This window comes from Corynebacterium minutissimum (assembly GCF_000805675.1).
In the GTDB taxonomy this organism is placed as follows: domain Bacteria; phylum Actinomycetota; class Actinomycetes; order Mycobacteriales; family Mycobacteriaceae; genus Corynebacterium; species Corynebacterium minutissimum.
This window is the reverse complement of sequence record NZ_JSEF01000015.1, coordinates 176,774-191,444: the sequence shown is the minus strand read 5'-3', so window position 1 is coordinate 191,444 and position 14,671 is coordinate 176,774. Positions and strand designations below refer to the sequence as shown.

General features: G+C 60.3%; 13 protein-coding genes. 10 read left to right on the top strand and 3 right to left on the bottom strand.

Translation table 11 applies throughout. The annotated features are described in order from the left end of the window. The first annotated feature begins 53 nt into the window (after positions 1 to 53). Genes NX84_RS08950 through ffh form a run of 9 tightly spaced genes read left to right on the top strand, consistent with a single transcriptional unit; the run spans position 54 to position 10,339 of the window. A complete protein-coding gene (locus tag NX84_RS08950; protein ID WP_039675983.1) occupies positions 54 to 3,035 on the top strand; it encodes a DUF4040 family protein in 2,982 nt (993 codons plus the stop codon). After that, positions 3,032 to 3,469 carry a cation:proton antiporter subunit C gene (locus NX84_RS08945; protein WP_039675981.1) on the top strand — a complete coding sequence of 146 codons (438 nt, stop codon included), beginning with the start codon at positions 3,032 to 3,034 and terminating at the stop codon, positions 3,467 to 3,469. The genes NX84_RS08950 and NX84_RS08945 overlap by 4 nt, the downstream gene beginning before the upstream one ends. Beyond that, positions 3,470 to 5,011 carry a monovalent cation/H+ antiporter subunit D family protein gene (locus NX84_RS08940; RefSeq protein ID WP_039675979.1) on the top strand — a complete coding sequence of 514 codons (1,542 nt, stop codon included), beginning with the start codon at positions 3,470 to 3,472 and terminating at the stop codon, positions 5,009 to 5,011. Next, the gene (locus NX84_RS08935; RefSeq protein WP_082013943.1) at positions 5,012 to 5,563 is read left to right on the top strand and encodes a monovalent cation/H+ antiporter subunit E; all 552 of its coding nucleotides are present in this window, start codon (positions 5,012 to 5,014) and stop codon (positions 5,561 to 5,563) included. After that, a complete protein-coding gene (locus tag NX84_RS08930) occupies positions 5,560 to 5,850 on the top strand; it encodes a cation:proton antiporter (RefSeq protein ID WP_039675977.1) in 291 nt (96 codons plus the stop codon). Before NX84_RS08935 ends, NX84_RS08930 begins: the two co-directional genes overlap by 4 nt. A 3-nt stretch (positions 5,851 to 5,853) precedes the next feature. Beyond that, positions 5,854 to 6,222 (top strand): Na+/H+ antiporter subunit G, encoded by a 369-nt coding sequence (locus NX84_RS08925; protein ID WP_039675976.1) that lies wholly within the window; start codon positions 5,854 to 5,856, stop codon positions 6,220 to 6,222. A gap of 19 nt (positions 6,223 to 6,241) precedes the next feature. Next, positions 6,242 to 6,580: a P-II family nitrogen regulator gene (locus NX84_RS08920; protein ID WP_039675975.1), complete on the top strand. Its 339-nt coding sequence runs from the start codon at positions 6,242 to 6,244 to the stop codon at positions 6,578 to 6,580. 3 nt (positions 6,581 to 6,583) lie between these two features. Beyond that, positions 6,584 to 8,683 carry a [protein-PII] uridylyltransferase gene (locus NX84_RS08915; protein WP_039675973.1) on the top strand — a complete coding sequence of 700 codons (2,100 nt, stop codon included), beginning with the start codon at positions 6,584 to 6,586 and terminating at the stop codon, positions 8,681 to 8,683. A 48-nt stretch (positions 8,684 to 8,731) separates the two neighbouring features. Beyond that, complete coding sequence (gene ffh / locus NX84_RS08910; protein WP_039675971.1) at positions 8,732 to 10,339, top strand: signal recognition particle protein; 1,608 nt, start codon at positions 8,732 to 8,734, stop codon at positions 10,337 to 10,339. An 84-nt stretch (positions 10,340 to 10,423) separates the two neighbouring features. Here the strand turns inward: ffh and NX84_RS08905 are convergent, their stop codons facing one another. Further along, complete coding sequence (locus NX84_RS08905; RefSeq protein ID WP_039675969.1) at positions 10,424 to 12,682, bottom strand: acyltransferase family protein; 2,259 nt, start codon at positions 12,680 to 12,682, stop codon at positions 10,424 to 10,426. Positions 12,683 to 12,977: 295 nt separating this feature from the next. Between NX84_RS08905 and rpsP the strand changes: the two genes are divergently transcribed. Further along, the gene (gene rpsP, locus NX84_RS08900; RefSeq protein ID WP_039675966.1) at positions 12,978 to 13,502 is read left to right on the top strand and encodes a 30S ribosomal protein S16; all 525 of its coding nucleotides are present in this window, start codon (positions 12,978 to 12,980) and stop codon (positions 13,500 to 13,502) included. Between the two features lie 53 nt (positions 13,503 to 13,555). Here rpsP and NX84_RS08895 read toward each other — a convergent pair whose 3' ends face one another. Both NX84_RS08895 and NX84_RS08890 read right to left on the bottom strand, forming a co-directional pair. Beyond that, positions 13,556 to 14,224, bottom strand: a complete 669-nt coding sequence (locus NX84_RS08895) for a TetR/AcrR family transcriptional regulator (protein ID WP_039675964.1) — start codon at positions 14,222 to 14,224, stop codon at positions 13,556 to 13,558. Between the two features lie 23 nt (positions 14,225 to 14,247). Further along, positions 14,248 to 14,646, bottom strand: a complete 399-nt coding sequence (locus NX84_RS08890; RefSeq protein ID WP_039675962.1) for a cupin domain-containing protein — start codon at positions 14,644 to 14,646, stop codon at positions 14,248 to 14,250. Between the last annotated feature and the right edge of the window lie 25 nt (positions 14,647 to 14,671).

Genomic DNA, 14,671 nt, shown 5'->3' with positions numbered 1-14,671 from the left:
CTTTATGAGGCTGATTTTTCAGCCCCTTCAACGGTTCGTGAGGCTACTCTTTCGTGACACTCTTGTATGTCGTCCTCCTCGCAGCTGTCGCAGTGGCGCTTGCACCAGTAGCTGTCAAAGTTGCTGATCGCGCAGCCGGCTACCCGCTAGCCGGCATTTTTATTATCGCCGCGGCATTGTTAGCGCGAGAATTTCCTACACTTGCCCGCGGTGAAGAACTGTCCTACTCCGTGACGTGGGTCCGCGATGTCATCGCGCCTGGCGTTGACGTGAACCTCGCCTTTAGGGGCGATGCGCTGGGCATTTTCTTCGCCATGCTGGCACTCGTCATCGGTGCGGTGGTGTTTTGTTACTCCGCAGCGTATCTGCCTAAAGGCAAGGGAAACGTCAGCTTCTACGTGCTGATGACAGCGTTTACGCTGTCCATCCTGTTGCTGGTGTTGGCGAATGACGTCGTGGTGCTCTTCCTCGCCTGGGAGCTAGTGTCGTTGGCGTCGTTCATGCTCATTGCGCGCAGCGGCAAGTCCGGCGAGGCAGGATCGCAGCGCACGCTGATTCTCACCTTCGTCGGGGGTTTGACGCTGCTGACTGGTGTAGCGATTGCCGCCACGGCAGCAGGCACGACGAACCTTGAGGGAATCTTGGCTTCTGAGGTGTGGGCACAGCGCCCGGGCCTGACCACCGGTGTGGCTATCCTCATCGCTCTGTCAGCCTTTACCAAGTCGGCACAGTTCCCATTCCACTTCTGGCTTCCTGAGGCCATGGCGGCGGCCACGCCGGTGTCGGCCTTCCTGCACGCGGCGGCCGTCGTCAAGGCCGGCGTGTACCTGCTGATTCGCTTCTCCACCATCTTCCACGACGTTGCGGCATGGAATTGGTTGCTCATCGTGGCCGGTATGGGAACGGCCGTCATGTCGGCCGTCTTCGCGGTACAGAAGACGGACCTGAAGAAACTTACTGCGTACTCCACCGTCTCCCACTTGGGGTGGATCGTGGCCACCATCGGTGTTGGAACCCCGTTCGCCATCGCCGCAGCGCTGGTCCACACTCTGGCGCACGCACTGTTCAAGTCCTCCATCTTTATGCTTATCGGCGTCATTGACCATGAGGCTGGTTCCCGCGATATCCGCCGCCTTGGCGTGCTGTGGAACAAGATGCCGTGGACGTTCGGCTCCATGCTCATCGGTGCGGCGTCGATGGCCGCAGTACCGCCGCTCTTTGGCTTCGTATCCAAGGAGGGAATGCTCACCGCATTCGAGGAGGCGCCGATTGGCTCGGCAGGCCAGATTGTTCTGCTCATCGTTGCAGGCATTGGTGCCTTCTTTACCTTCACCTACTCGGCCAAGATTGTCTTTGGCGCCTTCTTCGACGGCCCGCGCGATATGTCGAAGACCCACGAGGCTCCAGTGCGCCTGTGGCTGCCGGCAGCACTGCCGGGAGTTATGTCCGTGCCGATCGTCTTCTTCATGGGCATGCTTGATGGCCCGCTCGATAAGGTTGTCGCTGCTATCGGCATGGAAGGCCACTCGCACTTGGCCCTGTGGCACGGCTTCAACGTTCCGTTCGCTATCTCGGCGCTTGTGCTCATCGCTGGCGTGGTAGGCGTGCTGTACCGCAAGCCGCTGTGGTCGGCGATGGAGGAGCGAGAGCTCTTGCCGCGTACCGGTAATGAAGTCCTGAAATGGATTCAGGACGTATGCGCCAAGTTCGGCCGCTTCGTAGGCCGTATGTCTGATACCCACAACCCGTCGCTGTTCATCCTGCCGATTATCTTCCTCATTATTCTTCTGGCTGGTGCGACGCTGCTGTCCGACGGCGTGGATGGCGTCGCACTTAACTCGCGCGTCGAAGGCCTGGATAACCCGTGGGATCTCTTGCCGCTCGGCATCATTGCGCTCTCCATGATTGGGCTGGTGCGTACGAAGAACCGCCTCACAGGTGCGGTCATGATCGGTACGGCCGGTACCGGTGTGACCCTGCAAATGTTCCTGCTGGGTGCCCCGGACGTGGCACTGACCCAGTTCACGGTGGAGGCACTGTCCGTCATCGTCATGATGATGGTGCTGCGCTACCTGCCAGAGAAATTCCACCCGGTGTCCCACAAGGGCCGCCAGACTGGTGCCATCATCATCGCAGTCTTGGCAGGTGCCGCTGCGTTCCTCGGCGTATGGGCGCTCATGGGCCGCCACGAACGTTCGGACCTGGCTATGTGGTATCTCAACAGCGCGCCGGACATCACTGGCGGCGACAACGTTGTGGCCACCATCATCGTGGAGTTCCGTGCGCTCGATACCCTGGGCGAGCTCTCCGTGTTGGGTATGGCCGCCGTGGTTATTGCTGCGGTGACCTCGACGCTGCCGCGCTTCCCGTTCACCTCGGGTACGCGCCCGGCACCGTTTGGTCAGTCACAGCTCAACTCGGTTCCACTGCGCAAGGGCATTGCTTTGACTATTCCGATTCTGGTGGTGCTGTCCGTCATCGTCTTCTACCGTGGCCACCAGGCCACCGGTGGTGGCTTCCCGGCCGCCCTCATTATGGGCGCAGCTATCGGTTTGACGTATCTCTCGCGCGGTACGGATGAGATTGTCTTTGGCCGTATGACGCCGATTCACCTCACCGGCATCGGCATCATCGTCGCGTTGACTGCGGGTTTCATCGGCTACATTCCGACCTCGCACAATGATGGCGGATTCCTTACCGCTATCCACGGTCACGCGCTGGGGCAGCACTGGACGACGTCCCTCATCTTCGACCTGGGTATTTATCTCGCCGTTCTGGGCATGCTCACCATGGCGATTAACGCCCTGGGCGGCTACCTGCGCCCGGGTACGGAACGCGACTTCCTGCCGTGGGTCCATGATGACGATTCGGCGTTGCCGAACACGCCACGCGTAGTGCTTGACGACGTCGACGATCCTTACCCCGAATCCATCAATCCATCCTCCAATCCGGAGGCCCTGCTGAATGACGCCCAGGCACGCCAGCGCGTGTCCTCGCCTCACTTCACCCCGGCTGGAGAGGAGAAGAACTCATGATTCTCGCCTTGACTATCGCGCTGCTCATCGGCAGCGCCGTCTACCTCATCCAACAGCGCAGTCTCGTGCACATCGTGCTGGGCATGATGGCCTTTGGCCACGGTGCGAACCTGACCCTGTTGGCTACTGGTGTGTACTCCTACCGCGGTGAGTCCTTCCCATCGCAGGTTCCGATGGAGCAGATGGGAGATCCGCTCCCGCAGGCGTTCGTCCTGACCGCTGTGGTTATTTCCATGGCGACCTCGACGATCCTGTTGACGTTGGCTGCCATGGGCGCTAACGATGACACGGATGTTGCTGAGCCTGTGGATGACAACACCATTGACCATGCCTTCTCCACGCTGGGCCGTGACACACAAAACCGTGCGATCCTGGAACGTTCGGCGAACAAGATGGACCGTTTGAAGGAACTCGACCAGGAAGGGGAGAAGTAAATGTCTGACACCGTAAGTGCTCTCCTCCCGCTTTTTGCAGCCGTTCCGCTCGTATCAGCGGCCTTGGCGCTGTTGGCGCCGTGGCGCCGCGTGCGTGATGCGATCATGTTGATTGTGCCGGGCATTGGCATCTTCGCGGCCTTCGCTTTGCTGCTCTACACCATGAACAATGGCGTCGTTGCCCACAATGTGGGTAATTACCTCGGCAACGCGGGTATTGCCTTCGCAGCGGATACGTTTTCGGCGTTGATGATTGTGACGACGATGATCGTTGCCTTCGGTGCTAACTGGTTCGCCATCGTCGGTGGTGAGACCAAGTCGCGCTACTACCCATCGCTCACGCTCATTCTCATTACCGGCGTGTGCGGTGCCCTACTCACCGCAGACCTCTTCAACTTCTTCGTGTTCATCGAGGTCATGCTGTTGCCGTCCTATGGCCTCATCACCATGTCGGGTACGTGGTCACGTCTGGCCGCCGGCCGTGCTTTCGTGTTGGTGAACCTATTTGCCTCCACGTTGCTGGTTGTCGGTGTGGGCTATATCTACTCCGTCACCGGCGTGGTGAACCTTGGCGCTCTAAAGGGCGCTGCGGCGGGCAATGGCCCAGTGACGGTCGCCGCCGGCATTATCGTTATCGCGGTGGCAGCCAAAGCCGGTGTCTTTCCCGTACAGAACTGGTTGCCGCGAACCTATCCGGGAACCTCCGCCGCGGTGATGGGCTTGTTCTCCGGCCTACACACCAAGGTCGCGGTCTACATGCTGTACCGCTTGTGGGTCCAGCTTTTCGATATGGACGAGCGCTGGGGCACGCTCATCATCGTCGTGATGATCATTTCCATGATTGTCGGCGCCTTCGGTGGCTTGGCCGAAAACTCCATCCGCCGTGTGCTGGGTTATCAGATGCTCAACGGTATGCCGTTCATTCTCGTCATGATGGCTTTCACCACGCACGATGCCCAGCGCGCATTGGCGGCCGGTATCTTGTACACGATTCACCACATGCTGACAGTCGGCTCGCTCATTCTGGCTGCAGGTGCCATTGAGGAGACCTACGGCACGGGCCGCCTCAACAAGCTCTCCGGCTTGGCGCGGCGTGACCCCATCATCGCGTGGATCTTCGCTGCCGGTGCCTTCTCTGTCGTGGGTTTCCCGCCCTTTTCCGGCATGTGGGGCAAGGTCCTTATTGTGGCCGAGGTGGCACGCACTGGTGGGGGATGGGCCTGGACCGTGATCACGGTGATCATCATCGCGTCCTTCGCCGCTTTCCTGTCCATGCTGCGCGTCTGGCGCCGCGTGTTCTGGGGTAAGGACCTGCCCAAGGAAAAGGTGCCGAATGAATTGGTCATCCGTAAAAAGCTCATGGCTCCCTCGGCCGCCCTTATCTTGGGTTCGTTGACCATGTTCATCCTGTCTGGCCTCGTCATCGACGTCACCATGGCGGCTTCTGCGGACCTGCTCGACACGGAGGCTTATACCAACGCCGTGCTTGGCGACGACCCCGTAGCCCTACCCGATATCGACTCCATCCAGGAGGGCCGTTAAATGAAGACCGCTATGAACTCTGTTGTCTACGCACTGTGGCTCATCAAGGAGATTTTCGTGGCTGGCTTTTCGCTCGCCCTCGAGTCCTTTAAGCCACACAATAACTACAATCCCGTCGTCGTGCGCTATCCGTTGCGTGTAACAGGGGCATGGGAAATCTTCTGGTTTACCTCCTCCATCACGGCGACGCCGGGTACCCTCTCGCTGGGCCTGCGTGAGCCGGTGCGGGAAGGTTTGCCGCGCATTGTGCTTGTGCAGGCAGTCATGGGCGATGACCCCGCCAGCGTCATGGCAGACCTCGCGGATATGGAGGAGCGCCTTGCCCCGCACGTGAAGGGCACTGATTATGGCGTGCCTGGCCAAGGACCGACCACCGAGCTGGCGGAGACCTTCTACGAATACCCCCTCGATACCCTGGGCCGGCATATGCGCGCCCCGGATATTGCGCAGACCGATGACACACCGTTGGCCGCCCACGAGGTGGACAAGCGCCCCGTTCGGCCGCGGCGCCGCAGCGTGCCGAGCAAAGCCCGAAAGGATGACAAGAAATGATCGATTTTTCCTCTTTCAGCGCCTTTCAGTGGGTGGTCTTTGTCTGCGTCTTCATCATGTGCGCATGCGTGTGTGCCGCATTGGCTCTCGCGCTGCGCTCGCGCGATGAGCTTACCCGCACCGTGATGAGTGACATGGTCTTCTACGGCATGATGTGCATGTACTTTGCCTGGGCCATGACGAACCACGCGTCCATCGTGTATGACATCGCCATGCTTGCGGGTATTGCCGCCGGTGTGCTGCCGACGTTGTCCATGGCCCGTATCATTTCGAAGGGCAGGAGGTAGACCATGACCATTGCAGAAATCATTGCCAGCGTGTTGTTGGTACTGGCCACCATTCTGGTGATTGCTACGGTTATCGCCCTGTGGCGCGCCCCCGATGCCCTGACTCGAGTCAACCTGCTGGGCCCCACCGTGGGTTTGGCCGTGCCGCTGTTGCTCCTAGCGAAGCTCATCGTGGACTTCTCCGAGAACGGCTTTTCTCTGTGGTCACTGGTTCGCGTTCTCATCGCTTGCTTTGGTGTGTGGATCATCGGCTCGGTGGGCTCGTACTATATGGGCCGCTCCATCTACGGCGTGACGGTCACGGACGTTAAGTACGCCAAGCGTATGCATAAGCGTGCTGGCACAGTTGAGGCCAGCGACGAGGACGTATAGACAGGATAGGATTAAACACATGAAGCTCATCACTGCCATCGTCAAGCCGTTCACGCTGCCGGATATCCGCGAGGCCCTCGAACAGCACAACGTCCATGGTCTTACCGTTACTGAGACCCAAGGTTTCGGCCAGCAGCGCGGCCACAGCGAGGTCTACCGCGGCGCCGAATACGCCACTGACTTCGTGCCCAAGGTCAAGCTGGAAATCGTCACCTCCGACGACCAAGTAGAAGAGATTATCTCTGCTGTCGTTGATGCTGCCTACACCGGCAAAATTGGTGACGGCAAGATTTGGATTACTCCGGTCGAGGACATCATTCGCGTGCGCACGGGCGAGCGCGGCGAGTCGGCCCTCTAAACCTTGCCTACTGCCGCCCAACTGCGTGAGGAGGCCTTCGCGGCGGCCACCCGTCTCACACAGTCCCTTGTCCTACCGCCAGGCTGCGCCTTAGCGGCCACTGGGTCTTTCGCTCGCCGTGCTATGACACCGTTTTCGGACCTCGACCTTATCCTCCTGCACCCGGAGGGAACGACGCTGTCTGAAGAGGTCGTGTCCGAGGTGTGGTATCCCATCTGGGATGCCAAGTACCGCCTCGATTATGCGGTGCGTACCCCGAGTGAATTCGCCGCCATCGCCGGCTCTGACCCTGCGGCGGGGTTTGCGCAGCTAGACCTTGCTTTCGTGGCGGGGGATAAGCAGCTTGTCGATTCCACCCGTGCCCAGGTGTATGCCACCTGGCGCCGCCTCCTGCAGCGTAATTTTGATGCTTTTGTTGATATCGCCATTGCGCGCTGGCGCCGCTCCGGCACCCTCGCCACGATGACCCATCCGGACATCAAGAACGGCCGCGGGGGATTGCGTGATATCCAGTTCCTTCGGGCGCTAGCTCTGGGCAACCTTGCGGACGTTCCCACTCTGGAGAACGAAAGAGCCTTGCTTCTCGACGTCCGCACGCTCCTCCACGTCACCGCGCGCCGCCACCGCGACGTACTCGATCCCGAGTTCGCCGCCGAAATTGCGCAGCAGTTAGGCTTTGCCGACCGTTATGAGTTGTCCTCCGCTGTGGTGACGGCCGCTTCAGCGGTGGATAAGGCTATGGAGAGGGCGCTGGCGACGGCACGAGGGGTCGTCGCCAAGCGCAGCCCTAGCCGCTCCCGTAAACCGTTGGATATTGGCGTCGTTGATGCCGGCGGTGAAATCCACCTTGCCCGCACCGCTGACTTGACCGAACCATGGCTGTTGCTGCGCGTGGCGGCTGCCTCAGCGCGGTCGGGCCGACCAGTGGCTGACAAAGTCTGGGAGCAGCTTCGCGAACTCCCCGCGCTTCCCGAGCGGTGGACAGCCGCGGCGACGGATTCCTTCTTCGCCCTGCTGTCCTCACCCGTGCACACACCACGCCTTATCCAGGAGATGGAGGCACACGGTCTGTGGGAGCGGATCGTCCCCGAGTGGGCGCACATTCGTGGGCTACTACCACGAGAGCGCACGCATGCGCACACCGTGGACTATCACTCGATTCTTACCGTGGCCCGTTGCGCCGATGCGCGCACCTCCGTCGCGCGGCCGGACTTGTTGCTGCTGGCAGGGCTCTATCACGATATTGGTAAGGGCTACGGCCGCCCACATTCGGTGGTAGGTGCGGAAATGGTGGCCCGGGCGGCCGCGAAGCTACGTCTTGACCTCGCGGACCGGTCGCGAGTGCAAACCGTGGTGGCGGAGCACACCACACTCGCGCGTATCGTTTCGCGCACGGACCCGCAGTCCGACGCTGCTCGTGACGAGCTCCTGGAAGCTGTGCGCTATGACTACCTGACCCTTGCGCTCCTCGTCGTGCTAGCTCAAGCTGATGCGGAATCGACGGGGCCCGGGGTATGGAATCAGCGCTTGGCGCGCGGCATTGAGACGGTGAGTTGCCGCGCCTTTGAGCAGCTGGAATCCTTGCGTCCGACGAAGCCTTTGGTGGCCGCCGACCGGGACATGGGGTTGCGGTACAACCCAGAAGACGACATCTTTACCGTGGTGTGGCGCGGCAACTATCAACGCGAAGCCGTGCGAGCGCTCGCCCTCATCGCGGCCTTCGGATGGTTCATTGTGTCGTCACGTCTCGTGCGCACCGCGGAAGGCTATGCCGGCGAGTTCGATGTGCGTGCTCTGCAGGGCAGCATCGACCTGGTTTCGGACGAGCAGCGCCTTATCCAGGCCTATAAATCAGGAACCCACTCCGTGCTGCCGCCGTTTGTTCCAGGGCCCGCAACCGCCATGTGGACTGGAGGAATCTTCGAGATCCGCATCGACGATTACACCGGCACCCTCGGTCATGTGCTGTCGCTGTTGCCTGATTGCGAGTGGTTGTCGACAACCACTCCGGGCTCCACGATGGTGCTTCATGCGCTTCCGAGTGAGGACATTCCTCGCGCGGCGCTGGTCCGGAATGTGACCCAAGCACTGGTCAACGGCTAAGCTGGGGGAGTTAAAAATTATCGACGATAGTTGAGGGAGCACTCCGACGTGTTTGAGTCTTTGTCTGACCGCTTGCAATCAGCCCTGTCAGGCCTGCGCGGCAAGGGCAAACTGACCGAGGCAGACATTAATGCCACCGCGCGCGAAATCCGCCTCGCGCTGCTGGAGGCCGACGTCTCGCTGACCGTCGTTCGCGGCTTCATCAAGCGCATCAAGGAGCGCGCCGCCGGCGCCGAGGTTTCTGAGGCACTGAACCCAGCGCAGCAGGTTGTCAAGATTGTCAATGAGGAGCTCATCGAGATCCTCGGTGGTGAAACTCGCCGCCTCAACCTGGCGAAGAACCCGCCAACGGTCATCATGCTTGCCGGCCTCCAAGGTGCCGGTAAGACGACCCTGGCAGGAAAGCTCTCCAAGCACTTGGCGTCCAAGGGCCACACTCCGATGCTGGTCGCGTGTGACCTTCAGCGCCCAGGAGCGGTGCAGCAGCTGCAGATCGTCGGCGAGCGCGCAGGCGTTGACGTCTACGCTCCGGAGCCGGGTACCTCCCTCGATTCCCACGAGCATGAGATGGGTACGTCGCACGGTGATCCGGTGGACGTCGCCAAGCGCGGTATTGAGGAAGCCAAGCGCACGCAGCACGACATCGTCATCATCGATACCGCCGGCCGCCTCGGCATCGATGAAACCTTGATGACGCAGGCCCGTAACATCCGCGATGCGGTCAACCCCGACGAGGTCCTCTTCGTCATCGACTCAATGATCGGTCAGGACGCCGTCCAGACCGCCGAGGCTTTCCGCGACGGTGTGGACTTTACCGGCGTCGTCCTGACCAAGCTGGACGGTGACGCCCGCGGTGGTGCCGCACTCTCCATTCGTGAGGTCACCGGCAAGCCCATCATGTTTGCCTCGACCGGTGAGAAGCTCGATGATTTCGATGTCTTCCACCCGGAGCGCATGTCCTCGCGCATCCTGGGCATGGGTGACCTGCTCACACTTATTGAGCAGGCGGAATCCAAGCTGGATCAGTCTAAGGCGGAAGAAGCCGCCAAGAAGATGAGCTCTGGCGAGATGACGCTCAATGACTTCTTGGACATGATGCTCATGGTGCGCAACCTGGGGCCGATGGGCAACCTGCTCAAGATGATGCCGGGCGGCAACAAGATGAACCAGATCGCCGACATGGTTGATGAGAAGCAGCTCGACCGCATCCAGGCCATCATCCGCGGTATGACCCCGCAGGAGCGTGAAGATCCGAAGATCCTTAACGCCTCGCGCCGCAAGCGCATCGCTAACGGTTCTGGCGTGGCTGTCTCCGATGTCAACCAGCTCATTGAGCGCTTCAACGAAGCGAAGAAGATGATGAACCAGATGGCCGGCCGCTTCGGCATGCCGGGCATGGGTGGCGGCCGCTCGGCGACGAAGAAGAAGCCGAAGGGCCGCAAGGGCAAGAACGGCAAGCGCAAGCCGCCAAAGCGCCGTGGCGGCGGCGGTGGCATGCCGGGAATGGGCGGCGGAATGCCGTCGATGCAGGAGCTGCAGAAGCTCCAGGAGCAGATGGGCGGCGGAATGCCGGACCTCAGCGATATGAAGATGCCGAAGGGCATGGAGAATATCGACCTCAACAACCTCGACTTCGGTCAGGGCAAGAAGAAGTAACCGCAGCACACTAATGGCCCGTGGGAAACATCCCACGGGCCATTTTTCCGGCCTATCGTGGATAGGCCCTATTGGATAGGCTCCTTAGATAGCCTGGCCTGCCGGGTACAGCGGGTAGGGGACAGGCTGATTGCGCGTTGAGGTGGGCGCAGGAGTGGACTGCTGTGAATCGGCGGCTGCTGCTTGCGCCGGAATCTCCGGGGCTTCTTGCTGTACCGTTTCACCGTTGAGGATCGGAGTGATGATGTCACGGATGAGTGGGATCATGGAATCCGCGAAGGCCTTCGTGAAGTGATGCATATCGCGGTAGACCATCACGTTGCCGATGACAACGGGGCAGTCGCCGGCATCGTTGCAGAACCACTTCGAGGTATCCACCGCCAGCATGTTCTGGTACTCCGACAACACTGCGGCACCAGGGTCGTAGCTCTCGTAGACCTCCTCGAAGCGCATGCCACAGCCCAGGGCATCCTTGGTGGCAACGTAGCATTCATCAAACTCCAGACCGTTACCTTCATCATCAAAACCCCACGGATTATCGCGGAAGCCTACGAAAGGAATCTCGTGCTTGGCCAGCTCGTCCCAAAAAGCTTTGTAGCCTGGCGGGACCGCGTCAGGGCCGTGGCCGAAGGGCTGACCCGGACGGGTAGAGTTCGACACCACCAAGGCTGGGTCAGCATCGATGATGCGCTGCACGGCATGTTTGCTCCATTCCGCGCACTCGGGCTTCACGGAGAGCTCATCGCCCAACTCAATTGGGCAGCCCACACGAGTGAGCGGGACAAGCTTAAAGCCCATCTCACGGCCCAAGTAATCCAAAGCAGAGGAGTACTGCTCGGCGTGTGAACCGCCTACCAAGAACACTTCGACATCGGAATCCATATCGCCAAAGACACAGGGAGTTTCGCCGTCTCTGCGGGTTTCGAAGAAGAAGTCCGTGGGTTGGCCTTCCGGAATGAAGCACCAGTTATCCGCCACCGGCGGGGTAATACCGCGCGCCAGGATGGGGTCAGGCTTAAACTCGACGTTATCGGGAGGCGTGATGCCATAGGGGAAGGTGGTTGCTCCTGGGTAGAGCGCCGGATCCAGCACCTCAGCATTGGCCTCGTCCAAAGTACGTGCCCACAGTGGCTGAATAGCCACGAGCGCCACGGTGCAGGCGGCCACCACGACACCGCCAACTCCGCGGGCAGCGCCCTTTCGGGTCCGCAGGTCAGCGAGGCCACGTTGGACCGGGAGGTCGTCGGCAAGCGGGCGTTTGCGGTGCTGACGCAGGGGCTTCTCGACGAATCGATGTGTCACATCCGCCAACCCCAGCGACACCGCGATGATGATGACGCCCAGCCACCAAGGAGGAGTTTCCAGGCCGAGAGCTACCGTAAAGATAATGAGCAGGGGCCAGTGCCACAGATAGAGTGGGTAAGCAATGTCTCCTAGCCCGCGCGAGATACGGGAGGTCAGCACTCGGGAGAAGGAACCGCCGGAGCCGATGATGATGAGTACAGCGCCGCCAATTGGCAGCAGCGACAGCGGGCCAGGGAATGCCAAGGTATCGGAGATGACAAGGCCCGTGCAGGCCAGGGCCGTCAAACCCACGGCAGTGGCGATGTTGGACAGGCGCTGCGGCATCTGCAGCCGCGAGCCATAAATCACCAGAACAGCACCTAAGGTGAGTTCCCACGCACGCGACCATGTGGAATAGTAGTTCTCCGGGGTGCCGAAAAGGCCGTCACGGCTGGCATAGGCGAAGGACGCGATGGTGACCACAATAAGAATGGGGCCAGCAATTGAATTAACGGTGGGGAAACGCTGGGGAGTAAGCCCGGTGTTCTTCGGGCGCAGCCGCATGAACGCCGCCAAACCAAGGGCGAACAGGATGCCGATGAGATAGAACTGTCCCTGCACTGCCATGGACCACATGTGCTGCAGGGGAGACGTCGTCGCGGATGCCGCCGCGTAGTCGGCATTCTGGCGTGCCAGCTCCCAGTTCTGGTAGTAAAAGACCGTCGCCGTAATCTGCTTGGTGAGCTCGGTGTTCATGAGCTCTGGGGCGAACAGCCGCACGAGAATATAGCTTGCGCCGATAACCAGCACTAGGGCGGGCACGAGGCGGCGAATCGTTCGCCAGATGGGCCACCACGGGTTGAGGGAGGCATTCGGGCGTGCGGCGTAGCGAAGCTGGGAACCCAGGAAGAAGTAACCGGACAGCAACAGGAAGACGTCCACGCCACCCGACACACGGCCGACGAAGACGTGGTAGATCACGACCAAAGCGATCGCGATGCCACGCAGACCGTCAAGGTCGTAGCGGTAGCGGAATCTGGATGGGGCTTGTTGAGTCATAAAAAGATCTATGTGTGGCAGCGAATTGACCGCATTACAGACTACCCCTTTCACGGGGAGGGGCATAATAGTGCGGCGAAAGGGTGGATTTCCTATTTTCCACCTGTATCGCTAAAGTTAGTGGGGTTGTCTGCGTACTGTGCGTGGATAACACTGACAACTTCATTTCTGCGTAACGCCGCAACCGCCTACGGACGGCCGGCACGTCACGCGCAGGATAAATCCAAGGGTTGAACCGGCGCGCCATTCCAAGGCGCGTGCCTGCACTGCCCGGTGACTAGAAAAGGAGCCAATCATGGCTGTAAAGATTAAGCTGCAGCGTATCGGTAAGATCCGCAACGCTGAGTACCGCGTCATTGTTGCTGACGCCCGCACCCGTCGTTCCGGCAAGGCTATCGAGAACATCGGTATCTACCAGCCGAAGCAGGAGCCGTCCCTCATCCAGATCGATTCCGAGCGCGCACAGTACTGGCTGGGCGTCGGCGCTCAGCCGACCGAGCCGGTTCTCGCTCTGCTCAAGGTGACCGGTGACTGGCAGAAGTTCAAGGGTCTGCCGGGCGCAGAGGGCACCCTGAAGGTTGCTGAGGAGAAGCCGTCCAAGCTGGATCTCTTCAACGCTGCTCTGGCTGAGGCCAACAATGGCCCGACTATCGAGGCCATCACCGAGAAGAAGCGTAAGGCCAAGGAAGAGGCCGAGGCTAAGGCTGCCGCTGAGAAGGCTGCCGAGGAGGCCGCTGCTGCTGAGGCTGCAAAGGCTGAGGAAGAGGCCGCTGAGGCCGAGGAGTCCGAGTCTGCTGAGACCGAAGAGTCCGCAGAGTAATCGCACTCGAAATACTTAATCCCCGCTTGCCTGTAATGGCCAGCGGGGATTTTTTATGACTTCTTGTAACTGCGGTGAGGATCCGAGGAATTCTCAAAGTCCAAGCCGCGAATGGCAGAGGCAAAGACAGCCTTCGCCATCTCCTCCCTTTGCTCATCTGATAGCGACGCTAAGTGGCCGCTCGTGCACAGGACGGTAAAGCCATGCACCGTAGACCACCCCGCCAAGCAATTGCGCATCATGTGCTTCCGGTCTGGGACCTGGCCGCATTCACGAGCGTATTGCTCCATGTAGCAATAAAAGTTATGCGCAGCTTGTACGCGTGGGTCCTCGTTAGGGCCGTCGGTCGCGGTTGCCAAGCCGCCGGGAATGTCGTAGCCACGTGAGGCCATCATGCATTCGAAGAAGTCTGGCTCATCGAGGGCGTAGTGGTAGTAGGCAAACCCGGCCGCCATCATCTTGTCCACGATGGTGCCCTCGGTGTCCTGGAAGGCGGCGCTGAGACGGGTGATGAGCTCAGCGGTGGCGACGTCAGAGACGGCGTCGAGAAGCTCGGCTTGGTCTCTAAAGTGGCGGTACGCCGCCGTGGGGGAGACACCGACCGCACGAGTGGCCGCGCGAATGGTGACGGCTTGGGGGCCTCCTTCGCGGCCAAGGGCGATCGCCTCGTGGAGGATCGCCTCATGCAAATTTCCGTGGTGGTAAGGCTTAGAACTGTTCACGATAGAACGATGCTACTACGTGTCTATACATTAGGGCCAGTGTTCGGCGTTAACATCGTGAGCAGCATGAGCGCCGGTTCATCGCGACAAGCCACCGCATGGGGCGCATATGCCGGTAGGTGCACGATACGTCCAGGAGTGAGGGGTTCTTCCTGTTCACCGCAGCTAAAGGTTACTGAACCATGCAGAACCTGGACCGTAATCGGGTGTGCGGCTTTGTGGTCGGGAAGATCCTGGCCAGGCGTGAATGAAAAGAGAATCAGGTTCGCACCGTCGGCACTAAGCACGCGTTTGACCGCCGGGCGTGGGCGCGTGGAATCAGGAGCCGGAGCTTCGTCGAGCAGGTTCAGAGCAGTGAGCACGGAACCGTCGTGGGTCGCATCGCCGAACGTGGTGGCATCATTGATGGGAAGGTTAGTCATACTTTCCCAGGCTATCCCGTTAAGC

Bases quoted from the DNA above. Each gene is read 5' to 3' on its own strand.
- rpsP (WP_039675966.1), top strand. From the start codon at position 12,978: ATGGCTGTAAAGATTAAGCTGCAGCGTATCGGTAAGATCCGCAACGCT.
- NX84_RS08890 (WP_039675962.1), bottom strand. From the start codon at position 14,646: ATGACTAACCTTCCCATCAATGATGCCACCACGTTCGGCGATGCGACC.
- NX84_RS08935 (WP_082013943.1), top strand. From the start codon at position 5,012: ATGAAGACCGCTATGAACTCTGTTGTCTACGCACTGTGGCTCATCAAG.
- NX84_RS08920 (WP_039675975.1), top strand. From the start codon at position 6,242: ATGAAGCTCATCACTGCCATCGTCAAGCCGTTCACGCTGCCGGATATC.
- NX84_RS08925 (WP_039675976.1), top strand. From the start codon at position 5,854: ATGACCATTGCAGAAATCATTGCCAGCGTGTTGTTGGTACTGGCCACC.
- NX84_RS08940 (WP_039675979.1), top strand. From the start codon at position 3,470: ATGTCTGACACCGTAAGTGCTCTCCTCCCGCTTTTTGCAGCCGTTCCG.
- NX84_RS08945 (WP_039675981.1), top strand. From the start codon at position 3,032: ATGATTCTCGCCTTGACTATCGCGCTGCTCATCGGCAGCGCCGTCTAC.
- NX84_RS08930 (WP_039675977.1), top strand. From the start codon at position 5,560: ATGATCGATTTTTCCTCTTTCAGCGCCTTTCAGTGGGTGGTCTTTGTC.
- NX84_RS08905 (WP_039675969.1), bottom strand. From the start codon at position 12,682: ATGACTCAACAAGCCCCATCCAGATTCCGCTACCGCTACGACCTTGAC.